Consider the following 23,476-nt stretch of genomic DNA (forward strand, 5'->3'; position numbering starts at 1 on the left):
ACGATCAAAAGTTCGGCGCCAGGTCCATCAGCACGATGCCCTGCCCCACGCCTGCATCGATCACGTCCGCCGACCCCACTTGCGCAGCGATCATCCGGCCATCGGGCCGCACGACCGGATTGCCATATTTCCAGCCACCATATTGCACGATGTTCGTCATGCGCGTGTAGCGCGGCTTCTTTGGATCAAGATCAAGGACACACAGATCCATGCCTTTAACGCGGTCCTGTGCGCATTCCACCAATGTCCGCTTGCCATCCGGGAAGATGCCTTCGACCTCGCCATATAGGGTGGACGGCGTCGGATATTCGGTGATCTTTTTGGTCGCGAAATCTACGGACAACACCTTCGTCTCCACGCCCGTCGGCCCCTTGCCAAAACCATAGCAGGGCATGACCAGCCCCTTATCGCCCGGCAGGAAGTCTTGCGCTTCGACGAAGCATTCAGTCGTTGTCACGATTTCCCGTACATCTTCCAACTTCGCTGATTGCGCGTTAACGGCAACCCGCCCCGTATAAATGGTGGTCGATGCTGGTTTGCCACCTGCTGCAGGCTTTACCTGGCTCCAGGCGATCATGTTGTTGCGTGGGCTGAGCGCTATCCCTTCGAACACCGTGATGCCCAGTGGCACTGGTGCGCGCATCGCCTGCGGGTCCATCCAGAATAGTTCGATGCGGCCGTGGCGCGTCTCTTCCCGCGTCTTACCCAAGATACGAGGTCCCAGCAGCGCATAGCTGCCATCGGCCAGATAATGCACTCGCAAATAGCCTTCACTGGGCGCGTGATCCGTCAGGTTACGGGTACGCCTTGTCGTCATGTCATATTCGAAAGCGTCACCGTAGGATTTGCCGATGAAGGCCAGCTTATCGCCCGTGGGCGAAAAGACCGGCCGCTCTCCGAAGGCTGAAATCAGCCGCTGTCCGGGCGGCATGTCCTGAATTGGATTGCCCGGCTTGTTCCCCAGCGGCATCGCAGCAGGAACGGCCTCGCCCCGCGTAAAGGTCTGCGCGGGAAGCGCAGACAGGGGCAGCACTGCGAGCATGACGGATAACGAGAGATATTTTGCCTTCATCGATCTGTCTCCTTGTCCCTGCGCAAGCAACGTGGTGGCCGTAATAAGTCAAGCAGGGCCTGTCGCCGTTTCACTATGTGGACAGCCAGACTAACCACTGGTCAGCAGCGCTTGCGGGCGATAAAGCCGCACGATGACCATGGAGTGCGCCACTCTAGCCGCAGAGCCAGAAAGTTCCGGATATCGCCGGGTGCTTGCCCATTTGCGCGAGCTGCTGGTGAATGGCGGCGTCCAGACCGGCCACCGCCTGCCGAGCGAACGGGAACTCGCGCTCAGCCTAGGGGTAAGCCGCCCGGCCGTGCGCGAAGCCGTGCGCGCGATGGAGATGATCGGCGTGCTGGAAACGCGCCACGGCCGCGCCAGCACCGTGCGCGTTCCCGATGCATCGGTGCTGGGCGAGTTTTTCTCCCTCGCTCTGGCGCAGCAACCGGCAATCATCGACGATATTGTCGAAGTGCGGATCGCGTTGGAGCGGCAGGCGCTACGGCTGGCCTGCGCCCGCGCCACGGAAGAAGATCGCCAGAACCTTGAACAGGCGCTGGAGGATATAGAAGCGACGATCGGCGATGTCGCCAAAGGTGGTCATGCCGACCTCAATTTCCATACGCAGCTGGTCGCGGCTGCGCACTCACCTGCGCTGTCTACCGTCTACGGCACGATTACGCACCTGTTGGAACGGTCCCATGTCGAACGGCGCCAACGCATTGCGGACAGCCCGATGGCGCGGGAATATCTGGTCGATCATCACCGCCGCATCTTTGAAGCTGTCCGCGCGGGCGACGCGCTGATGGCGGACGACTTGATCCTTAGCCATTTTGCCATCGGCGCGGCCTGGAAAATTCATGGGGCTCCCGCCGACTGACCTTCCGCATGGGGCTCACCCGTCGATCAGGATAGCGCGAAAATCATTGACGTTGGTACGCGTCGGCCCGGTAAACACCAGATCTCCCAACGCGTTGAAGAAGCCGAAGCTGTTATTTTCGCGCAGCATTCCGCTTGCCGACATGCCTGCGGCACGAGCCCGCGCCAAAGTGCTTTCATCGACGATGGCCCCCGCATGACCGCCCACGCCATCGATGCCGTCGGTATCGCACGCCAGCGCCGATATGCCCGGCGCGGCATCCAGCGACATGGCAAGGCTCATCATATATTCGCTGTTGCGCCCGCCGCTGCCTGACGGATTGCCGACCAGCACGGTGGTTTCGCCACCAGACAGCAGCGCCCAGCGCCCGCCCTTCCGCTGATGATGCAGGGCGAGCGCCGCGTGAACAATGCCGAGTTCGGTCGCGTCCCCTTCCAGATCGTCGCCCAGATAGACGGGCTTATATCCCGCCGCCATGGCGACTTCCCCCGCAGCTTCCAGCGCCATGCGATTGCGCGCGACGATCCGCGTATCGGCCCGCGCGAGTTCGGGCGACCCCGGACGCGGCGTGGCGTGGCGGTCATCGCTCAACACCGCCATCACATTGTCTGGAACGGTGATGCGATAGCGTTCGATCACCCGCCGCGCGTCGGCGAGTGTCGTCCGGTCGGCAACGGTGGGACCTGAAGCGATCAAGGCTGGATCGTCGCCCGGCACGTCGGAAAAGGCCAATGTGACGACCTCCGCAGGATGCGCCAACGCGGCCAGTCGGCCGCCCTTGACCTGTGATAAATGCGTGCGCACACAATTGATCTGCGAAATGGTAGCGCCGCAAAACAGCAGCTCACGCGTCACACGGCGCTTGTCGTCCAGCGACACGCCATCGACCGGCAACGCCAACAACGCAGAGCCGCCGCCGGAGATCAGCGCCAGCAATTGATCCTCTTCGCCAAGGTCTCGCACGGCTTCCTGGATCATCTGCGCCGCGCGCTGGCCATGCTCATCGGGCAAGGGATGCCCGGCCTCGATCACCAGCGCGTCGGCGGGGAAGGTTCCGGACGGCAGGCCGTGGCCGTACGGCGTAAGGATGATCGTTTGCGTCCCCTGCGGAGAGTGGCGAAGCGCGACGTCTGCCATCGCCGCGCCCGCCTTGCCCACCGCAAGCACCAGCCGCCGTCCTTTCGGCGGGGATGGCATATGCGAAGGCAGGCATCGCTCCGCAGATACCGCTGACAGCGCGACGTCGAACATCTCCCGCGCCAGCGCGATCCGCGCCTCTTTCATCTCCCCGCCGTCCGTCAAAACCTGTTCCCTCACCGCCATTCTGCACTGGACTTACAAATCGGCAATGAAAGCTGCAATTTGCAACTTACGCGGAAACTACAATTCCGCCTGGCGGAACAGGAAAGCGGCCGCCCCCCCTATTTGCGCTTGCCCAACAGCAGGCGCGCCTGCGTGCCCCAGCTGCCGACGAACAGGTCCTCTACGCCGTCTCCGTTGACGTCGCCTTTGGCCATACTCCAACTGCGCGCGACGGTCGCGGCAGGCATGACCGAAGTCGTCACGTCGGTGAAGCGGCCCTTGCCATCATTGGCATAGGCGCGCAGCTGCAACGGCTTGAACCCCGGCACGTCGATCGCGCCAACGATCAGGTCAGGATGACCGTCATGGTTGAAATCCATCACCATCCCGCCCCAGCTGGAAAAACGGTTGGTAGGGAGGCGCGCCTTGGTTTCGTCACGGAACTTGCCTCGCCCTTTGTTGATCAGCAGGCGAGCTTGCGGGTCCTTGTCCCACTTTTTGTTGTTGCTGGTCAGGTTCAGGAACAGGATGTCCGGACGCTTGTCGCCATTGGCGTCGAACACATGCACTTCGCGCGTTTCCAGCGGGGTGAGAAGCTGAAGCGCCTTGGGCGCTTCGCGGAAATGTCCCTTGCCATCGTTCATCAGCACGCGATTGGGCGGCCTTTCGTTCGCGACCACCATGTCCAGGTCACCGTCACCGTCCAGATCGGCTAGCGCGATGTCCTGCGTATCGTCTTCATAAGCGGGCAAGTTCGTCGCCGTCGCATCAATGAAAGTGCCGGGCTGTTTGGGGTCGTTCAGCCACAGGAAGTTCTGCCCCGACGCACGCGGCTTGTTCCAACGCTCCTCCCCCGAATTGCCGATCACGATATCCGGCAGCCCGTCTCCATTGACGTCGCCCACCGCAAGACCATTGCCCTCGCTCATTTTCGGCAGCCGATCGGAAGCATCGGTGAATTCGCCCCCCGGCCCGCCCAGAAACAGCTGGTGCGCATGATCTTCTTCCGCGACGAAGATCAGGTCGGGATAGCCATCGCGGTTGAAGTCGGCGGACAGCACATGTTCGGTATCATGCGCCTTGGTGCCAAGCGCGCCCTGCTTCCAGGTGAAATGGCCCTGTCCATCATTGATGTAGAGCCGGTTCGCACCCATTTCGACCGCGATCGCCGCGTCCAGATCGCCATCGCCATCCACATCCACCAGCGCGACGTCCAGCGCGTGGAGATATTTGGAAACGGGGACATGCGTGTCAGTCACATCGTCGAACAGTACGGTTGACTCCGCATCATCCTGCGCCTGTCCCGGCACGGCTGCGGCGATCAATGAGGCGAAGATTGCCGTGCGAGTGATCAGGCGATGGTTCATCGTGCAGTCTCCAGCGTGCGAAGGTAGGCAAGACTTTTCTTCAGAGAGTCGATGCGCGCGCCGGGGAATGGCGGCTCCTGCTCGACAAAGAAGTTGCGCACGCCCGCAGTCTGCGCTGCCTTCAGGATGGCGGGCCAATCCATCGTGCCTGATCCCACCTCCGTCGGTTTCTGTTGCATATGATAATTGACCTGGGTCCCAGCCGCGATGTCCTTCACATGCATTTGGGTAAAGCGCCCGCGATAGCCTTTGAGCCAGGCGACCGGGTCCTGCCCACCCGCCGCCAACCAGCCCGCATCCATTTCGAAATCGACGATGCTCGGGTCGGTCTTTTCCAGCAGGATCTGGAGGCCGGTCTTCTCTCCGAGCGGAGCCAACTCGCCATTATGATTGTGATAGCCGACGCGAATGCCCTGCTTCTTAAGGACGACCCCCTTTTCATTCAGGAAGTCGGCCATGCGTTCATAACGCTCGGCCGGAACCGGCGGGCCGCCCGGCTTCATCAGCGACATGAAGGACACCGGCGGACCCCATTTCGGGTCCTTGGGGAACTGGAACAACGGCAACACGGCGTTGCGTGATCCCAATATGTTCAAATCCTCGACCAGCTTGTCCAGATTATCGAAGTTCAACCCGCTCGCACCGGGCACCGACGATGAAGCAGCGACATGGGCGCTGCGGCATTTCAAACCTGCCTTGTCCAGGGCGGCGCGGAACTGTGTCGGCGTATTACGGTGCAGCGAGGCAAGCTCCACCGATCGCACACCTGCCGCAGCGATCGCGGCGAGCGTGCCGTCAAGGTCACGGTGCAGGTCGGGTTCGAACATATAAAGCTGCACACCCGGACCATCTTCCCCCAGTAGGGGAACAGATTTCCGTCGCGCAGCCGCAGGAACACCGGCTGCGAACATAAGGAGAGCAGAGGATTTGAGCAGGTCGCGACGGTTCATTGGCAATCTCTTTCAGCTTTTCGAAGTTTCAGGCTAGCGCGGCCTGGCGGCTCGCCTCTCGCAGGGATGTTTCAGGGTAGCGCATCATGCACAGGACTACGCCCAGCGAAAAGAGCGCTGGCACGATGCCTATCAAGCTACGCAGCGGCAGGGCGTTGCGCGGGTCACTGGCATGGGCGGGATCGAAGCCGAGCCAGGCGAGCAACAGGAAGGCGAGGCCGACCGCCAGCCCCAGCGCCAGCTTCATCGATCCATTGAGCATCGCATAGAGCAGTCCGGTGCGATCGACGCCGAAGCGCGCACGCGTAGCGTCTGCGACATCGGCCATCAACGCACGGGGCAGGAACCAGGCGATCGGGATGCACAGGCCGAGCGCCGCGACATTGGCCGCCGTCAGCCAGAAGAAATTGGCAGGCTGCACCGCCATCCCCAATTGCAGCAACGCCTGGATCAACGCGCCCGCCTGCAACGCCTGCGCCTTGCCGATACGCCCGGCCAGCTTGGCGAACAATGGCGTCCCGGCAAAGGCGGCGGCATAGGCGATGAGGATCAGGGTGCTCGCCACCGCCCGGTCGAAACCAAGCTGCCCCATGTAGAAGAACAACGCCACCGCATTGGCGACGCCCGTGGACAAGGCGATCAGCAGGTCGGCCAGCACCAACCGGACAACCGGCCCCTGCGAGAATAACGCGATATAATCCCGCATGGCGAGCGTCGCCTGAGCACCTGCCGCAGGTGGCTTTTCCGGTGTGGTCCGCAGCGCCAACAGTATCGCTCCCGGGATCAAAACAATCATTACCCAACCGGCTGCATGCATCCCTACCGCCGGATCGCCGGGATAAGCACTGGCGACCACCGGCAATATGGCGAGAATCGAAAATTGCCCTGCCGTCGCGAATACCTGCCACCAAGCGAAAATGCGGGTCCGCTCCGCCGATCCCGTGGACAGCGTCGCCGTCCAGGCCAGATGCGACAGCACGATCATCGAAAAGCCGATGAAGGCGATGAACAGCCACGCCCAAAGATAAGCCATGCCGACCCCTCGCTCCGCCTGAAACAGGGCGTAAGTCGACAGCATCAGAATTGGCGCGCTCGCCGCCAGCCAGGGACGGTAGCGCCCCCAGCGCGATCGCGTCGCGTCCATCATTCCGCCTAGCAGCGGATCGATCATCAGGTCCAACACCCGCACCGTCATGAAAGCCGTGCCGACCGCACCGACCGGCAAAGCCAGCGCATTGGCGTAAAATTCGGGCAGGAACACCGTGACCAACGTCGCATAAGCCTGGATCGCGAGCGCGGTGGCGCAGAAGGCCGCCAGCCTTCCACGCCCCATCGCTTCCTCCCTGCCACGCGTCATTCGGTCCTCCCCCTTGATCGGATTCCAAACTGGTAATACCACAGCGCAGTCAAAGCGCCAGTGGGCAGGTTCGATTCTGTCGGTGAAATGCTGCGAAAGCGGCACTGGCGGGGAATTCGGGGAATCGATGCACAAGCCGGAAACATTATCGGGGGACGAACAGCATATACCTTTCCGGGACGTCATCGGCTTTGCCAACGACCATGCCGGTTTCCCGCTGCGCCCGCCAGTTCTGGATCTGCTAGGCCGCCACAGCGGCCGCATCATCGACGTCGGCGCGCGATCGGAAGAGCCAGTGGACTTTCCCGACATCACCCGCCGCGCGGTCCAAACCATCCTGGATGGGGAGACCGATCGCGTCATCCTGTTATGCGGCACGGGCGCGGGAGCGTGCATCGCCGCCAACAAGGTTCGCGGCATCCGCGCGGCCGTCGCGCACGACACCTATGTCGCTCGGCAGGCGGTGGTACATGACGACGTCAATGTACTGTGCATAGGCGCGTGGATCACCGGCCCGCAGATAGCCCTCGACATCATTCGCCATTTCCTGGCCGCGCAGTTCAGCGACGAAGAGCATTTCCGCCGCCGCGTCGCAAAGCTCGCATCGCTGGAGCAGGGCGGATGACAACGACGCGCGCGGGCAAGGTCGTGGTGCTGGGCAGTGTCAATCTCGACCTTCTGGTCACCGCTCCGCGTCTCCCCTGCGCGGGTGAAACCGTGTCAGGGACAAATCTGACCCGTCAGCTGGGCGGCAAGGGCGCGAACCAGGCCGTCGGTGCAGCGCGTGCGGGTACGCATTGCATATTGTTGGGCGCGGTCGGTGCGGACGAGGACGGCGCGCAGATGGTCGCGGCGCTTGCCGATCATGGCGTCGATGTGAGCCGGGTACGCACCACTTCCTCCCCCACCGGTTGCGCGCTGGTGGCGACATCGCCGCAGGACAATCAGATCATTCATGTCGCCGGGGCAAATGCGGATGTCGACGCCACCTTCGCCGAGATTGATCTTGACCCGGATGATGTCTGCCTCGCCCAGATGGAAACGCCCGCCCCCGCCACGGCCGCGCTGTTTCAACGTGCTCGCGCCACCGGAGCCTGCACCATCCTCAACGCTGCGCCTGCATCAACTGCTGCGCGCCAGCTGCTGCCGCTCTGCGATCTGCTGATTGTCAATGAAGGCGAGTTGGCCTTGCTGACGGGTGCTGAGGGCGTCCCTGTGCTGGACAACGCAGGATTGCTGTCGAGCAAGACCATGCTTGGCTTGGAACATCGCCAGACGCTGCTGGTGACATTGGGCGCGGACGGCGTGGCGATCGTTGCGGCTAGCGGCGTTCAGCGCATAGCTGGCCGGCCTACAGCGGTGGTCGACACAACCGGAGCAGGCGACTGTTTCTGTGGGTATCTCGCCGCCGGTCTCGCGCGAGGCGATCGCATCGAACATGCTGCGGCGGAGGCCAACATGGCGGCGTCCATCGCTGTTCAGTCACTCGGCGCGGCGGCCTCCATCCCGGATCGCATTGCCGTGCTGCACGGTCTGGATACGGCCATTCCCCACACCAACTAGAATATTGAAATCAAGGAGCCTGAACGTGACGAACCTCATCAAGCGCAGGAAGTCCAGCACTGCTGCCTATCTTCTGAGCGCAGCGCTGTTGACCGCGGTCCTGCCGCTGGCCGCAGCGCCTGCCGCCACGGCCAAGGATACAAAGATCGACTATCTGACCGCCCCCTTCCATCAAGAACGCCTCCTGGACTGGGGCAACCGGCCCAACTGGTCGCCCGACGGCCGTCGGATCGCTTTCACCAAAGACGATCTTGTCGACAGCCCGGCCTATGAAATTGACGTGCGCAAGAAAAAAGTGCGTTGCCTCACCTGTAAATTCGGTGAAACGCAGTTCGTCACGCGCATCTTCTACCTGCCCGACAACAGCTTCCTGATCGAAGCGGCGCCGGGCATGAAGGGGGGCAGCGGCGGCGCGGCCGATGCCGCCCGAACCCAGCTATTTTGGATGTCGAAGTCGCTCGCCCGTCCGGTTTCGCTCAACAGCGGAGCGATGGGCGACATCGCCATAGCGCGTGAACCCAACGCCGATGGATCGATTAACCTATCCTGGTCGCGTCCTTCGGCCACTGGCCTCGACCTGACCGTGGCCCGGCTGGTCCGCGACGGCGGGACCGCACGGCTTGCCGACATGCAGGCCGTCTATAGCTATCGTCCCGGCCAGCCCGGCCCGGCAAGCTTTCCCGAGGCCTATGACTTCATCGATGGCGGGCGCAGCGTCATGTTCTGGACTACCGAAATGGCGGCACTGGACAGCGAAATGTACAAGGTCGACATCGCAACCAAGACGGTGAGCAAGGTCTACGCCACTCCTTCCCATAACGAAACCCACGTATTTCCCGACGAACGCTATGGCCTGGAGGAGGCGAATATCCATTCCGATCCGGATGGCCCCTATCGCGGAATCAGCGGGCATATCAGGCCGGGCGTCGAGCAGATTTTGCGTTTCAAGGGCGAAAGCCATGCGGCGGAGATCGCCGCGGCGAATTCCGGCAAGGGCTTCGATATCTTCGTCATCACCATGGATGGCAAATCACGCCGGGCGCTGACAAACGTCAGCCGGTCCGGTGCACAGGCCCATCAATCGACGGTTTCCCCCGACGGCCGCCGCATTGCCTTCGCCATCAAAGACCCCTCCGGAAAGTCGGGCCATCAGGCGGGACTCTATATCGGAACGTTTGGCAAATAATGATGAGGATTCTCGTTCCTGTTCCACATGGTGGAATGGCCCCACGCTGAGCGGCATGACGAGTGGTCTCCCCTTGCCGTCACGCTCTGCAGGAAAAGAGCAAGCGTATTCGCTTGTCAGCGCGAAAAGTAGCGCCCGGAAACCATCCGGGCGCTACGCCCTTCAGAAGCGGTAATTCATCGTTACGCCAAATTCGCGCGGCGGATTGACCGACACTGCCGAATATCCCGAGCGGAACGGCGTGGGGTTGCCCGCCGGCCCCGGAGCCAGGAAGCGCGTCGCGATCTGCAACTCTGCGCTGGTCGCATTGGTGATCTGCGTGGAATTAAAGAGGTTCTTGACGAACGCGGTCAATTCCCATCCCGTGTCGGGCGAACGAACGCCAGCGAACAGGTTCACGTTGGTGATCGCCTTGTAGCGATAGTCCGCGCTTTGCGCATAGAAGCCCGGCCGGTAAGTCAGCAGCCCTCGAATGAACGGCTGCAACGCCCCAGCCGAAAAGCGCAATTCGCTATTGGCGCTCAGCGCGAAGCGGGGGATGTTGGCCAGACGCTCATTGGTGGTGCAAAAGGCAACCTGCTGCCCGATCGGCACCGCTGGCTGGCCCGTGTCCGGCACCCCATCACCATTGGAATCGCGGCAGGGAACGGTTGCATTGTCATAGTGCGAGTTGGCGTAGGACGCGTTGATCGAAATGTCCCACTCGTCGATCGGACGGGCATCCAATTGCATTTCCACACCCTTGGAAATCGCATCCCCATTGAAACTTATCGATGCGGCCGATCCATCGATCACGCCGTCTCTTGCCGATGCGGTCGGCGCCGTCACCAGACCCACGAAGCCATCGAATTTCTGGTAGAAAGCAGCCAGGTTCAGCGACACGCGCTTGTCCAGCAATTGCGCTTTCAGGCCGACTTCGATCGCGTCCGACCGTTCGGGTTCCAGCACCAGCAAATCGGAATCGAGCGGGGAGTTGACCCCCAACTGCGCCGATCCACGGCGGTAGGAACGGCCATAGGTGGCATAGGTCGTGATGTCGGGCGTCCAATCATAGCTGACGCTGGCCGTCCCGGTGAGCGGATGATTGACCTGACGCACGAAGTCGGGATCGACTGTCGCGGCGCGCGGCACCACGACCCCAGCGGGTACGGGCAATCCGACGCCGCCGGTGGTCGTTACCTCAAGGAAGCTCTGCGCCGTAGCCACAGTGCGCGTATAGCGCGCGCCCAGCTCTACCCTCAGCCTGTCAGTCAGCTTCAGCCGAGCCTGACCAAAGAAGGCAAGGTCGCTGGTCTTGTTGGTGATGTCGACTTCCGCAAACAGAGGCAGGGCAAACATGTTTGCTGGGAAGGGCGTGTTGGGCACCCGATTGGCAAAGAAGCTATCGACGCGAATGGAAGACAGACCGCCCGCTTTCGTCTGATTGTAGAATACGCCCAACGTATAGTTGAACATCCCCTCAAACGCTGAAGAGATACGCGCTTCGGCCGTGTAGACACGCGTAGGATCAGGAACCGTCAGCACCTGATCATATCCCTGCACCGCATTGCCCACATCCTGGTCGGTGCGCGAATGGAGAGATGAATCCTGGAAGCCGCCGAGCACCGAAATCAGATGGGTGCCAAGGTCATAAGACGCATCCGCCGTCACCAGATGGGTGCGGTTGGTGTAGAAAGACAATCCCTCATGCACCGCCAGCCGGTCGGACGCGCTGATCGCGGGTCCGCTGACGAACGGCGAAAACAGACTAGGTCGGTTGCCCGGTCCCTGAACGGCTCGGTTTTGCAGCAGATCGCTTTCCAGATATTGATACACGATATTCCCGTGCAACTGCTCGGTCGGCGCGAAGGACAGCGTGGCGCGAACGCTTTCGGTTTCCTGGTTCGACCACTCGTCACGGTTAATGTTGTAGACGTGGTTTGCCCGGTTTCGGTCGAGTACAGCTGCGACGCGGATTGCCAGTTTGTCCTGGATCAGCGGTGTGGACGCCGCGATCTGGAAGTTGCGCGCATGCTTGTTGGTGACGGTCGCTTGCAGATAGCCTTCCGGCTCGCTCAGGTTCGCGCGCCGTGTGGTCACCGTGATTGCGCCAGCAGGAGCGGTGCGCCCGCGCAGCGTCCCTTGGGGTCCGCGCAGTACTTCCACCTGACCGATGTCGTAAATAGCGGTGGTGACGGTCTGAATATCGACAGGCACTTCGTTGTAATAGACCGCGACCGCAGCGGGTCCGCCAATGTCGGGGTTGAACGATATGCCGCGCAGCGTGGCGACGCTGACGCGCCCCGACGTGTTGGCGATCTGAAGTCCCGGCGCAAGTGCGGGAACGTCCTTGAAATCAAACAGGTTGAACTTTTCAATCTGCTCGCCCGTCGCGACGTCCACCGCCATCGGAACGTCTTTCAGTTTTTCCTCGCGCTTGCCCGCGGTAACGATGATGTCCGATGGCAAGGCTTCCGACCCTGCCGCCGAAACGGACTGAGCATCGGCGTCCGGAGCCGTGACAAAGGCTGCGCCTGCCATAAGTAGACTGACATATCTGGTGAAACGATGTTTCAGCATCCCACTCCCCCACAATTTAAGATTGTTATCACCTCGACCAGAATCCCGCATTCGCTATGCTTAGATCGTGCAATGCTCGGATTCCGATCGAACGGAACTTTGAAGTTTCATGCATTGGGGATCAAATAGATCGCGGTTTAATTCCATGATGTGGAACAGGCACGATCATGCCCATCATTGACTCGCCGCCGTCGTTAGATTTTCTTGGGAGCGAGAAGAGAGGATGATGGACAAGATCGTCGTGCACGAAGCCGCGCCCCGAGGAGGATGCGATCAAGACCGTGGCCCGCTTTCCAGCGACATCGGGCAGCCAGGCCATCACATCGTGGCGCGCCTTCTTCGCCTTATCGCACGACGCGGGGGAAATGCGGTCGGCGTCTTGAGGGTCAACGGGTTTGACGAGCCGCTCGACCGGTTTCTGACCGCTACCCTCCCGTCTCTGGACATCGCCAGCCTGCAAAAGCTTTCGTCCCGTGCCAGCGTGGAACTGTCCGATATGCAGGCCTACGCCACCGGACGGCTCCCCTTTCGCGGTGGGGACTGGCGCCTGCTTTTCTACTGCCTGGTCGGTAGCCGCACCCTGCGCGAAGCCATCATGCGGACGGAGGAGCTGCTGCTGGCGATCGACGGGCGCATGGGCAACATGACGTTGAAGCGGACAGGCGGACAGGCCTGCCTGTCATATACGGGCGCGCGCAGCGATGATGATGAAATGGACTTCATCGTCATTCTGCACGGCCAATTGATGTTCCACTCCATTTTCAGCTGGCTCATCGGCAAGCCGCTGGAAGGCACACTGGCTCTCGATTTTCCCGAATTCGCCCGACGGCATCTGGACGGCCAACTGCTGCCGTTCGATCTGCTGTTGGGCGCAGACCAGCTGGAAATGCGCTTTGCGGCATCCCTTCTCGACCAGCCGGTCATCCGCACCATGGCGGATTGCGAAGCGCTGCCGACGCTCAATTTCCTGTTCGGGTTGCGGTCGGGTGAGGATCCGCTGGAAATCGTCCGCCGTTCGCGTCACTTCATGGCGATGGCATTGCGGGAAAGGCGCAAGCTCCCCTCGCTCGAAGAACTGGCCCGGCACCTGACCGTGGGGGCGATGACGCTGCGGCGCAGGCTGCATAGCGCTGGCACCTCCTTCCGGACGATCCGGGACGAACTGCGCCATGAAATGGCCGTTGACATGCTGACCAACAGCCGCTTGTCGATAGAGGACATAGCCGAACGGCTCGACCTGTGCGATTCCAACGCGCTGCGTCGTGCCTGTCGCGGATGGACCGGCATGGCCCCAACCGAATTTCGCCGCAAATTGTTTCAGCTATCAGACTGCGGGTGAGGCTGCTTTCACGCTCCAAGCAGCGGACTCCCGCGCTTCGTGAAGATCTTCCAAGTTGGGCAGACGCTATTGCAATCACGGGCGCCGCGCCTAGCATGATGATATTGCAGGGGGAGCAGTGTAATGAATGCGCGAGAAGATGCCTTGGTCGCCAGCGTGGCGGCCGATCAGCGTTATGTTGACCTGGTGGCAAGGCGATCGCGTCTTGGCTGGTGGCTGTCCGCCATCATCTTCCTTGCATTTGTCAGCTATCTGCTGCTGATCGCCTTCGACAAGGCAGCGCTTGGCGCACCGATTGCCGGTGGCGTGACGTCGGTCGGAATACCCGTCGGCCTGGGCCTCATCCTTCTGGCGATCGCGCTTACCGGAATCTACGTCGCGCACGCCAATCGTCATCATGACGAACAAATGGCCGCAATTCTTCAGGAACACCGCGGAAAGGAGCATAGCGCGTGAGGGGGCGTTTGCTGGCGATCGCCTTGGCTTCCGTGACGCTGGCCCCGCTCCCCGCTTTTGCGGCCGCGCTGGAAGGACAGGCTCAACGCCAACCCGTCAACTGGATCGCGATCAGCATGTTCGTCGCTTTCGTCGGGCTGACATTGTGGATCACGAAGGTCGCGGCTGCGCGCACGCGCACAGCTTCGGACTTCTACACGGCGGGAGGAGGCATTAGCGGCTTTCAGAACGGACTCGCGATGGCGGGCGACTACATGTCGGCGGCGTCCTTCCTTGGCATTTCAGCGCAAATCTACTTGGATGGATATGACGGGCTCATCTATTCCACCGGCTTTCTGGTGGGCTGGCCGATCCTGCTGTTCCTGATGGCGGAGCGGCTGCGCAACCTCGGACGCTTTACCTTCGCCGATGTAGCCTCCTACCGCTTTGCCCAGCCGCCGGTGCGCAGCTTTGCAGCGGTCAGCACGCTTCTGGTCGTCAGCTTCTACCTGATCGCACAGATGGTGGGGGCAGGACAGCTCATCAAATTGCTATTCGGCCTGCCTTATGCGGTTGCGGTGGTGATCGTTGGCACGCTGATGATGCTCTACGTCCTGTTCGGCGGCATGCGCGCGACCACCTGGGTCCAAATCATCAAGGCCGTGCTACTGCTTGGCGGCGCCACCTTCATGGCTGGGATGGTGCTGGCGCGGTTCGGTTTCTCGTTGGAGGCGCTCTTCGCCAGGGCCGTTGAGGTCAAGACGGCTGCGGCATTCGATGCGGGCGCCAGCGCTGCCGATGCTGCTGACAAAGGGCGTTCGATCATGGCGCCGGGCAATTTCATCAAGGACCCGGTGTCCGCGATTTCCTTCGGCCTTGCGCTCATGCTGGGCACGGCGGGCTTGCCCCACATATTGATGCGCTTCTTCACCGTTCCTGATGCAAAGGAAGCGCGTAAATCGGTGCTGTGGGCGACCGGCTGGATCGGCTATTTCTATATCCTCACCTTCATCATCGGCTTTGGTGCGATCGTGCTGGTCGGAACGCAGCCTGCCTATCTTGACGCCGGAGGCTCGCTGCGTGGTGGAGGCAATATGGCGGCGATCCATCTTGGCCATGCGATCGGCGGAAATCTCTTTCTTGGCTTCATATCCGCCGTCGCCTTTGCGACTATTCTTGCGGTGGTTGCAGGGCTGACCCTGTCGGCTGCCTCCGCGATCAGCCATGACCTATATGCAACCGTGATGAAACATGGCGCGGCGGAACCGGCTGACGAACTGCGCGTGTCGCGTTTGACCACGCTGGCGCTGGGCGCGTTGGCGGTGTTGCTCGGTCTTCTGTTTGAAAAGCAGAATGTGGCCTTCATGGTCAGCCTGGCCTTCGCATTGGCCGCGTCGGGCAATTTCCCCGTGCTGATCCTTTCCCTTCTCTGGCATGGCTGCACCACGCGTGGCGCGGCAATAGGGGGTACGATTGGTCTGCTTACCGCTTTCATCCTCACGCTGCTGTCGCCGACGGTTTGGACAAGCACCTTTAACCTTGGTCCGGCTCCTTTCCCGTACAGCTCTGCCGCGATATTTTCAGTGCCGACTGGCTTCCTTGCTATCTGGCTGATCTCGCATTTCGATCGTTCATCACGCGGGGCAATCGACAGGGCTGGCTATGCGGCGCAGCGCGTACGGGCCGAGACCGGCATCGGCGCATTCGCCGCTAGCGAACACTGATCGGTTCGGGGTTTCCGGCACCTGTCACGGTCGGCTTTTGGTAGTACATCGAGCGCCGGAACAGATCGGCCGGTCCAACGCAAACGCTGTTGAATCGGCCGGGGATACTGAACGGGGCGGCCGTCATGACCGCCCCCCGTTCTTTAAGCCTTACTCTCCGCCGAAACGATAGCGAAGCTTGAGGCCATACATGCGCGGCTCACCATAGATCGTCGCCCAAGAGAGCAACGAGCCGCCCTGGTACACGTCTGTGTTGCTGATCCTGTAGAGCTTGTTCGTGGCATTGGTAACGTACAAGCCTGCATCCAGGCCAGAACCTGCGATGTTGTTCCAGTCCAACGACATGTTCAGCAAGCCGAAGGCGTCCAGCTTCTCGCCCGGCTGTTGCGGCGCAACGACCGTTGCTTCGGTATGCTGCGACGAATTGTGCGCATAATTCACGAAGAAGGAGAGGTCTCCCAGCCTTTCCGCTATGGGCAGGTTCACCGCCACGTGGAAGCTGTAGATGTAGGGCACGACATACTGACCGGGCAGGCAGGTCAGATCCGTGGGCGTCCCGGGCGGCAGCGCCGTGCCGGAACAATCCGCCAGGAAGCCGTTCGATGGCAAAGTATATTCGGTATATTTAAAGCGCGTGTAGCTGAAATTACCGCCGATCTCGATGGGCTTCCACGGCCGGATGGACGCGTCGACCTCGACACCTGAAACATGGGCCTTCGCCGCGTTGATCCGCGCGCCGCTGGCCAAGGTTACGGGGTTGAAATCGCCGGTCGCCTTCTGGATATTCTGGTAATTCAAATAATAATAGGAAGCATTCAACCGGGCAGGCACGCTGGCGATCCGGAAGTCCGATTTGAACCCGGCCTCATAAGAGGTAACCTTTTCCGGTTCGAAGGTACGTGTGGTTTCGCGAACCGCGTAAGGATTGAACCCACCTGCCTTGTAGCCACGGCTGACCTTTGCAAACACCATCAGGTCGCGAACCGGCTTGTAATCCAGCCCGACGAGCCAGGTGGCCGCCTTGCTCTTCAGCGAAGCGGTAAAGTTACAATCCGAAATCGCGTCCACCAAGGTCGAGTCCGCCGAGCAGATGAACTGTCCGGTGAGGGTGGGCGTATAGCTTTGCGAGAAGCCTTTGATCTTGTCCCAGGTATAGCGGAAACCGCCGGTAAGCCGCAGGCTGTCGAGAGACGGCGTCATCGCTCCGAAATCGAATGTGCCCTGCGCATAGAGCGCCTTTGAGGTCGTCGCGACATAGCCCGGCGTCGCGTTGGCTACGCAAGCGGGCGGGATGCCCGGAATTGGGGTGCCGGTGATTACCGCAGGACAATAGTTGATGGCGCTGCCCGCCTGATCGCCGTCAGGCTTCTGGCTGTAGTAGAAGCCGCCCGCCGTGAAGGTCAGCTTGTTGTCCAGATAGGTGCCCTGAATCTGGAATTCTTCGGTGAACTGCTTGTAGCTGTCGCGGGGCAGCGTGACCGGCGACGTATTATTATACACGACCGGCGTTCCCGCACCCGGAAGCGTGACCTGTCCCGGCGCGGGCAGCTTGTAGGGATCAACATCATATTGCTGCAAGACGGTGCCGTCGCCGTCGTAGCGGTAGAAGCTCTTGAACTTCTGATAGCTGACGATGTTGCGCAGGACGAGTTCGTCGTTGAGGTCGAAGGACAGGGTATCCGTGAGGCCCCAGGTCTTGGTCTTCTGATAATCATCAACCCCATGCGCGGTCTGGCGAGGGCCGAGCGCGTCGGCCTGAGCCGTGGCCGCCCGATAAACGTCACAGGAGAACGGATTGCCCGCCACTGGACCTTCTGCACAAAAAAGAGGGTTTTGGTTCTGATCTACAATTGACTTGATTGCTTCGACGTTGAAACCCTTATGGATCAGGCCCGTGCCGTTGAAGCGCGAGTAGGACCCATAGGCCATCAGGTAATTTTCGATGCGCTCGGTCGGGCGGAAGGTGATGCCGATGCGGCCCGAATACCAATGCGTGTCATCGCGATCCTTGTTCCAGATCACGTCATGGGTGTAGCCGTCGCGATCATGATAGGCGCCGACGACGCGGACGAGCAGCTTGTCCTCGACCACGGGCACGTTGATAACGCCCTCAATCTCCTTGGCGTCGTAATTGCCATATTTCGCAAGCAGCGATCCGGAAAAGTCGTTCGTCGGCTTGTGCGGCACGAGAAGGATCGCGCCACCAGTCGTGTTACGGCCGAACAACGTGCCCTGCGGGCCGGCGAGCACCTGAAGATTTTCAAGATCGACGAAGTTGCCGGGTCCGCCCTGCTGGCTGAGCGTGATCGGGGCAGGCAGCGGCACTTCGTTCAGGTAAAGGACGACGCCCGGCGACGCCTGGAACGTGGCCCCTTGACCGCGCAGCGTGAAGGTTTGGGAGTCGCGTGAGCCCTGCCCTGCGGACCCCACGACCAGCGACGGGACGCTGGCGTTCAGATCCTGCGACTGGGTGATGTTTTGTTGTTGAAGGCGTTCCGGCGAAAAAGCCGTGATTGCGATGGGCACGTCCTGCGCGCGTTCGGCGCGGCGTTGTGCCGTCACGATAATGTCGGCCGTTGCACCAAGCTGGGTGCCTGACGCGTCCTGCGCCAAGGCAGGTGTGGCTATCAGAACCGCGCATGAGGCTACGCTATTGAAAAGCAGTGCGGAATGCTTCTTCAAAATCCCCTCCTATTTTAGTTCGCCGCCTTTGTTCAGGCGGTCGATCTTCAGAGTAGAATATGGAAACAAACTACGCAATTGAGCAATACACAATTGTGATGCACTTATGTCACTATTGCGGAAAGAATGATCAATCTGGGTGCTGACGCTTTCGGAATTCCAGGTTTACCGGTCGCATGACCCTATCCGGCCTGATCCTGACGCGCACCAGACCCTGCTCGTCCGCGTCCGCCAATCGGCGCGACAAAGACAGCGCATTAGCTTGCGAAGTGAACAATATGCCGGAATCCAATCCCCGCACCTCGCGCCGCGTGCCAATCGAAGCACGAACGATGACCGCGCACCCCCTTATTTGCTGAGCATCGGGCCGACCTGGAATCGGATTTAATTCGCGAACCCTGACAATGTGCGGCGCGCTGCCCTCGATGCATAATTGACGGGCAAGTGATGCATCAAAGGAAGTGTTACCGTCGCGCGGAACCTCCACGGGCCAGTCGTATCTATATTGAATATAGTGTCCGCGCAGCAAATCCCTTGGATCATAACCCCGAATGGGAATGAGCCATTCTTGCCCTTGCTGAGCGAGGCGATAGGTCGCGATCCAGCTGTAAGCCAAGGCCATGATCGGCAGCAGCAGGGCGGCGACGAGCAGTAGGCGGGGCGATGACGCAAGTCTCTTCATGCCACCATCCCTTCCGCCGGTGCATAGCGTTTCGAGATACGGACGGTCGACCACGCCACCGCGATGGCGAAAGCCCCGGAAAATATAAGACCCGCCCCGCTTTCAAGCAGGCTGTCATTGAGTTCGAAGCTAAGGATGATGATGCGCAGCGCCACCAGTGCGATCGCCCCCTGGAACAGCCGCCGCCACTTGGCGAAGATGGCCCCTGCAGCAACCGCGCCCCACAGCATGACGAAGAACAACGCTCCGATCCAGGGGCTGCGGATCGGGCCGTGCAGATCGACCAGCAAAGCCTGCGCGAAATGCAGCAGCGCCCCAGCGGCCAATATCCCCGCCGTCGCTATCCCCGATCGCGTTGGCGTGACGCGGAATATGATCGCGGCGGCACCGATCAACGCCAGACTTTGTATGGCGAGGCTGCCGAGGACAGCGTGGGTGCGGCTGCCCCAGCCGCCCGCTATGATGGCGATGCTGATGCCCGCAAGGATCAGGATGATCGCCAGCTGTTCCAGCAAGCGCCAGAAGGCGGGCCGGTCACTCCGGTCCCGCATGAACGCGGCGAAGGCAGCCACCGCCATGGGCGGGCAAACGATCAGCCCCCAATAGAGTGTTGGAAAAGCAGGTTGGGATGCATGCTGCCCCGATGCCCACGCATGACCATATTCGTCGGCGTGAGACCATGCCGTGCCGACTACCGCCGCCAGCCAGAGGCCCGCGACCGGCCAGCCTCTGCCATAGAGAAGCAGCAGCGGCGAAAAAATGGCCAGCCATGCCAGCAGCGGCTGCCAGAGCGGCGAGGAGGTCTGATACACCTGCCCGACATGGCCAAAGAAGGCGAGACCCAGAACCGCGGCCACGAACAGCAATCCATCGCTGAAATAATTGTTCTTCGCCGCTGCCTTGGGCAGATACCACCATAGCAGCGCCGCAAAGCCGGTCATCAGGGCGAAGTGGATCGCCAGACGCGTCTCACCGGGTATCGCGTCCCAATTCGCGGCGACGACGGAGATGATGCCCAAACCGATCGTCAACGCGCCCAGGCCGACGATCGCCCACAATCCGACAGGCCGACTATGCGTCAATTCCCACGCGCGAATGCGATCGGCGGTTTCAGCGTCGATCAGCCCTGCGTCCTGCCACGCCTTCAGCTGCCGTTCGGACATGGTCTATTCCCCCTGTTCAGCATCCGGGCAATTCCATTCCACCCTGTTGATGTCGGGCGCGCCGGAGTCGGCAACTATCAGAAAATGGCCCTGACCACTGATCGACGACGAAGGTAAAAGAACAGTCCAGATGAAATCAAGATATTTCAACCATGTAAGCCTTCCCCACCAGTATGCGCCAGCGTGCCTGAAAATCCTTGGAAACTCCAGTAGCCTTCTGGCTGTCCGAGTCCACGTGGCTAACCCTGATCGTGACCCCGGCCTGCTGGGAAATTGCTTAATCTTAATTATACGGTTAATAAATTTAGTCAGCCGTCATCGGTTCGTCGCATGAAGCAGTCCTACCAGCCCCAGCAGCGTAGCGCGAGCGGGCGCGTTCATCTCCGCGAAAGGTTGGGCTGAACAGGCAGGACGCCCATGCTGTTCAGGTGCGGCCGAATACCGCGCGTCATGATGAGACTACATGGAGGGGGTTCTGACAGCCGTTACGACATCACGGATGCGGCGGTCGGACGAGAAGCTGCGATCACGCAGGCCCGCCCGATCGAGTTTGAAGGAGTAGCGCAATGACTAACATTTTAAGAAGTCCGAAACTTTTCTTACTGTTGGCGGCCGGAACCGCTTCAGCCGGCTTTGCGCAGGAGGCGCAGCAGGAAGCGCCTGAAGCCAATCTGTCGGCAACCTACAGCGCCCCTGCGCCCGAAGCGGCGCAACTGGTCGAAGGACCTGAGATCGAAGGCCTCATCTCCGCACGCACGGGCGATAAATTGCAGGTGACCGCTGCCGACGGCACCAACACTGTCGTCACCATCAATGATGCCACCCGGGTCAAGTCCAGCGGCGGCTTCCTTGGCCTCAGCCGCAGCAAGCTTGCCACAGCCTCGCTGCTGAACGGCCTGCCGGTTTCCATCAAGACGCTTCAGTCGGGTGCTGACCTGATCGCCAGTCAGATCGATCTGAAGAGCAAGGACTTGAAGACCGCGTCGATGATCCGCAGCGGCACTGCCCAAGGATTCGCCGAACAGACCGCCGCGACGGAGGCCTTGCGCAGCCGCGTGGGCGATATCGATAAATATAATGTCAAAAGCACCACCAACGTGAACTTCGACATCGGCAAGGCGGTATTGTCCGAGCAGGCGAAGAGCGACCTGTGCGCCACCGCGTCAGCGGCCGATGGCATGAACAACGCCCTGTTGCTGGTCGTGGGCTATACCGATTCCACCGGCAGCGACGACTTCAATCAGGCGCTAAGCGAAAAGCGGGCCAGTCGGGTCGTCAACTATCTTCAGCAGACCTGCGGTTGGAAACCCTATCGCATGCTGACCCCCACGGGCATGTCGGAAGCGGACCCGCTCAGCAGCAATGACACGGTCGAAGGCAAGGCGCAAAACCGCCGCGTCGCGGTGAATGTGCTCGTCAGCAAAGGCCTCGACGGGCTCTAAAAGGCAGGGGGCGGGCGATGGTCCGCCCCTGTTTGCTGATGATGGCGCTCCGGAGAAAGACCGATAGCGGCGATCACCTATCGGTCTCGCTCTCCAGCGCCCGCGCCATTTTCAGATGCCCCTCTACCACCGGAGCGATCTGGCCCGCTGCGGCTTTCAACGCCGCGTCCGTCCCGCCCGACGCGTAGGAACGCATCAGCGCAAGAGCGTCCTCATGCGCATCGACCTGGCCGTCGATATATTCCTCGTCAAACGCCGCGCCCTTCTTCCGCCGCAGTTCGTCCAAATCCTTCTTCTGCCCAGCGGTGAGGTCAGGGTTGGGCGTGACGGCAGGCCGTGCCTTGCTCGCCGCCGCCTTGATCTTCGCGGTCGACTCTGAATGGGCCTTGATCATCTGAACGGCGAAGGCCTTTACCTCAGCGGACGTGGCGTTGGCCGAGGCCAGCTTCGCAGCCGCGATCTCGAACGCATCGCTTCTGGCTGCAAGGTTCACAAAATCCTGCGCATCAGGGGTTGGTTTCAATGCATCGATCGCGTTCTCAGCCGCATTCTCGATCCTGTCGCCAGCATTTTCAGCAACGTTCTTGGCTGAATTCAGTGCGTCGGCATTGCGCTGTTCGCTCGCCTGATTACACGCCGCCAGCGTCAACCCTGCGGCCAGGATCATCGACGTGATACGCGCCATCTTCAATCTCCCTGAAATTCAGGACGCAAACGCGCCTTCGATCCAGGTGTTCCTTCCTAACGCGCGAAGCTGCAAAGCATTGTTGGACCCTTGCAATGATAGCGCCGATAGGCCGTTCAACAACATGCGACGTCAGGATGCGATCTGCTGACGATATCTGTTCGGGCTGCTTCCCGCCTCACGCTTGAATGCCGCTGAAAAGGCGCTGGCATTCGCGAAGCCCAGACGGTGCGCTATCCCTTTCAAGGGAAGCGATCGGTCGGCGAGCAGCGTCTTTGCCCTTTCAAGGCGAATACCATCGACATAGATGCTGACGGAAGTTCCCGTGCTGGCCTTGAACAGGCGACGCAAATGCGGCGCGCTGATACCGCATTCATAGGCCAATTGGCGGACGGTGATCGGCCGTCCTTCGACGGTTTCCACAATATCGCGGATCCGACGAAGCTGCCATGAGGCGAGCTTACCACCCTCGCCAGCGCGCGCATTGGTGTGCGTATCGTCAAGCTGCCGCACCAATTCCACGAGAATCAACCGGCACAAGGAAGCCACCTTCACGGCATGGGAAAAGCCGGGCGCGCGAAGCTCATCTGCAAGAAGCTTCAATGCCTGTTGAGAGACATTCCCATTCTCGCAATATAGCAGCTGTTCAACATGGTTGAGCGGCTCAATGCCCGTGGTCTCGGTGAAATATTCCTTCTCAAAATCGCAAAAGATTGCAGGTTTGAGAGGGCCGGAATTTTCGACTTCGGCGATCCAGTCGATATCGGCGGGGACAAAGGTGGCCTGCTTCAATTCATGATAGTGGGACTGGGTGGCGTAACGAAATCGGCCGCGCGGCCTGTAAATGCTCGACGTCCACATGCCGACCTGATGAGTAGGCTCCCGTCCTGCCAAATGCTGTGGGAAACTCCCCCCGTGTGGAAGGTTCAGCCGAACGACGACGCCAGGAATGCGAGAAGTGGCAAGACGCTCCTCTGTCCAGGTGACATATTCGTGCACTGCTGCGCTCTCCATCCGCCGCGCCATATGCGTGGCGAGTCTTTGCGCCCTCTTATTGGAAAGACGTGGCGGCGGCGACAAGATTGATCAGCCGCCGCCCGCCCGAG

Annotated in this window: 19 protein-coding genes; 8 read left to right on the top strand and 11 right to left on the bottom strand. The window is 60.7% G+C overall.

The genetic code is table 11. The features are described 5' to 3' along the window. Positions 1–4: 4 nt before the first annotated feature. On the bottom strand, positions 5–1,072 hold the full coding sequence (locus ACZ5YV_RS14405; RefSeq protein ID WP_464789758.1) for a TolB-like translocation protein: 1,068 nt from the start codon (positions 1,070–1,072) through the stop codon (positions 5–7). A gap of 133 nt (positions 1,073–1,205) precedes the next feature. On the opposite strand from ACZ5YV_RS14405, the gene ACZ5YV_RS14410 reads away from it, so the two are divergent. Further along, positions 1,206–1,934: a FadR/GntR family transcriptional regulator gene (locus ACZ5YV_RS14410; protein ID WP_464789759.1), complete on the top strand. Its 729-nt coding sequence runs from the start codon at positions 1,206–1,208 to the stop codon at positions 1,932–1,934. Between the two features lie 15 nt (positions 1,935–1,949). Here ACZ5YV_RS14410 and ACZ5YV_RS14415 read toward each other — a convergent pair whose 3' ends face one another. From ACZ5YV_RS14415 to ACZ5YV_RS14430, 4 genes are all read right to left on the bottom strand, one after another. Then, positions 1,950–3,257, bottom strand: a complete 1,308-nt coding sequence (locus tag ACZ5YV_RS14415) for a glycerate kinase type-2 family protein (RefSeq protein WP_464789760.1) — start codon at positions 3,255–3,257, stop codon at positions 1,950–1,952. Positions 3,258–3,355: 98 nt separating this feature from the next. Next, positions 3,356–4,603, bottom strand: a complete 1,248-nt coding sequence (locus ACZ5YV_RS14420) for an FG-GAP repeat domain-containing protein (RefSeq protein ID WP_464789761.1) — start codon at positions 4,601–4,603, stop codon at positions 3,356–3,358. Continuing rightward, the gene (locus ACZ5YV_RS14425; RefSeq protein ID WP_464789762.1) at positions 4,600–5,553 is read right to left on the bottom strand and encodes a sugar phosphate isomerase/epimerase family protein; all 954 of its coding nucleotides are present in this window, start codon (positions 5,551–5,553) and stop codon (positions 4,600–4,602) included. The genes ACZ5YV_RS14420 and ACZ5YV_RS14425 overlap by 4 nt, the downstream gene beginning before the upstream one ends. Positions 5,554–5,581: 28 nt before the next feature. Further along, positions 5,582–6,910 carry an MFS transporter gene (locus ACZ5YV_RS14430; protein ID WP_464789763.1) on the bottom strand — a complete coding sequence of 443 codons (1,329 nt, stop codon included), beginning with the start codon at positions 6,908–6,910 and terminating at the stop codon, positions 5,582–5,584. A 127-nt stretch (positions 6,911–7,037) separates the two neighbouring features. Between ACZ5YV_RS14430 and ACZ5YV_RS14435 the strand changes: the two genes are divergently transcribed. Genes ACZ5YV_RS14435 through ACZ5YV_RS14445 form a run of 3 tightly spaced genes read left to right on the top strand, consistent with a single transcriptional unit; the run spans position 7,038 to position 9,659 of the window. After that, a complete protein-coding gene (locus ACZ5YV_RS14435) occupies positions 7,038–7,535 on the top strand; it encodes an RpiB/LacA/LacB family sugar-phosphate isomerase (RefSeq protein WP_464789764.1) in 498 nt (165 codons plus the stop codon). Next, positions 7,532–8,473, top strand: coding sequence for a ribokinase (locus ACZ5YV_RS14440; protein WP_464789765.1), 942 nt, complete (start codon positions 7,532–7,534; stop codon positions 8,471–8,473). Before ACZ5YV_RS14435 ends, ACZ5YV_RS14440 begins: the two co-directional genes overlap by 4 nt. A gap of 25 nt (positions 8,474–8,498) precedes the next feature. After that, complete coding sequence (locus ACZ5YV_RS14445) at positions 8,499–9,659, top strand: hypothetical protein (RefSeq protein ID WP_464789766.1); 1,161 nt, start codon at positions 8,499–8,501, stop codon at positions 9,657–9,659. A gap of 162 nt (positions 9,660–9,821) precedes the next feature. Here the strand turns inward: ACZ5YV_RS14445 and ACZ5YV_RS14450 are convergent, their stop codons facing one another. Next, the gene (locus tag ACZ5YV_RS14450; RefSeq protein WP_464789767.1) at positions 9,822–12,218 is read right to left on the bottom strand and encodes a TonB-dependent receptor; all 2,397 of its coding nucleotides are present in this window, start codon (positions 12,216–12,218) and stop codon (positions 9,822–9,824) included. Between the two features lie 226 nt (positions 12,219–12,444). Between ACZ5YV_RS14450 and ACZ5YV_RS14455 the strand changes: the two genes are divergently transcribed. The 3 genes from ACZ5YV_RS14455 (at position 12,445) to ACZ5YV_RS14465 (ending at position 15,716) form a co-directional block, all read left to right on the top strand. Beyond that, entirely contained in the window at positions 12,445–13,557 is a 1,113-nt protein-coding gene (locus tag ACZ5YV_RS14455; protein ID WP_464789768.1) for a helix-turn-helix domain-containing protein, read from the top strand. A 123-nt stretch (positions 13,558–13,680) separates the two neighbouring features. After that, complete coding sequence (locus ACZ5YV_RS14460; protein ID WP_464789769.1) at positions 13,681–14,013, top strand: DUF485 domain-containing protein; 333 nt, start codon at positions 13,681–13,683, stop codon at positions 14,011–14,013. Continuing rightward, positions 14,010–15,716, top strand: coding sequence for a cation acetate symporter (locus ACZ5YV_RS14465; protein WP_464789770.1), 1,707 nt, complete (start codon positions 14,010–14,012; stop codon positions 15,714–15,716). Before ACZ5YV_RS14460 ends, ACZ5YV_RS14465 begins: the two co-directional genes overlap by 4 nt. Positions 15,717–15,866: 150 nt before the next feature. Here the strand turns inward: ACZ5YV_RS14465 and ACZ5YV_RS14470 are convergent, their stop codons facing one another. From ACZ5YV_RS14470 to ACZ5YV_RS14480, 3 genes are all read right to left on the bottom strand, one after another. Then, entirely contained in the window at positions 15,867–18,398 is a 2,532-nt protein-coding gene (locus ACZ5YV_RS14470) for a TonB-dependent receptor (protein WP_464789771.1), read from the bottom strand. A gap of 130 nt (positions 18,399–18,528) precedes the next feature. Continuing rightward, on the bottom strand, positions 18,529–19,080 hold the full coding sequence (locus ACZ5YV_RS14475) for a GDYXXLXY domain-containing protein (protein WP_464789772.1): 552 nt from the start codon (positions 19,078–19,080) through the stop codon (positions 18,529–18,531). After that, the gene (locus ACZ5YV_RS14480) at positions 19,077–20,243 is read right to left on the bottom strand and encodes a DUF2157 domain-containing protein (protein ID WP_464789773.1); all 1,167 of its coding nucleotides are present in this window, start codon (positions 20,241–20,243) and stop codon (positions 19,077–19,079) included. Before ACZ5YV_RS14480 ends, ACZ5YV_RS14475 begins: the two co-directional genes overlap by 4 nt. A 566-nt stretch (positions 20,244–20,809) precedes the next feature. On the opposite strand from ACZ5YV_RS14480, the gene ACZ5YV_RS14485 reads away from it, so the two are divergent. Further along, positions 20,810–21,685: an OmpA family protein gene (locus tag ACZ5YV_RS14485; protein WP_464789774.1), complete on the top strand. Its 876-nt coding sequence runs from the start codon at positions 20,810–20,812 to the stop codon at positions 21,683–21,685. A 73-nt stretch (positions 21,686–21,758) separates the two neighbouring features. Here ACZ5YV_RS14485 and ACZ5YV_RS14490 read toward each other — a convergent pair whose 3' ends face one another. Together ACZ5YV_RS14490 and ACZ5YV_RS14495 are read right to left on the bottom strand one after the other, a co-directional pair. Further along, positions 21,759–22,370: a DUF4142 domain-containing protein gene (locus tag ACZ5YV_RS14490; protein ID WP_464789775.1), complete on the bottom strand. Its 612-nt coding sequence runs from the start codon at positions 22,368–22,370 to the stop codon at positions 21,759–21,761. Positions 22,371–22,502: 132 nt separating this feature from the next. Further along, positions 22,503–23,384: a helix-turn-helix transcriptional regulator gene (locus tag ACZ5YV_RS14495; protein ID WP_464789776.1), complete on the bottom strand. Its 882-nt coding sequence runs from the start codon at positions 23,382–23,384 to the stop codon at positions 22,503–22,505. Positions 23,385–23,476 lie beyond the last annotated feature (92 nt).

This window comes from Sphingobium sp. TomTYG46 (genome assembly GCF_055396345.1).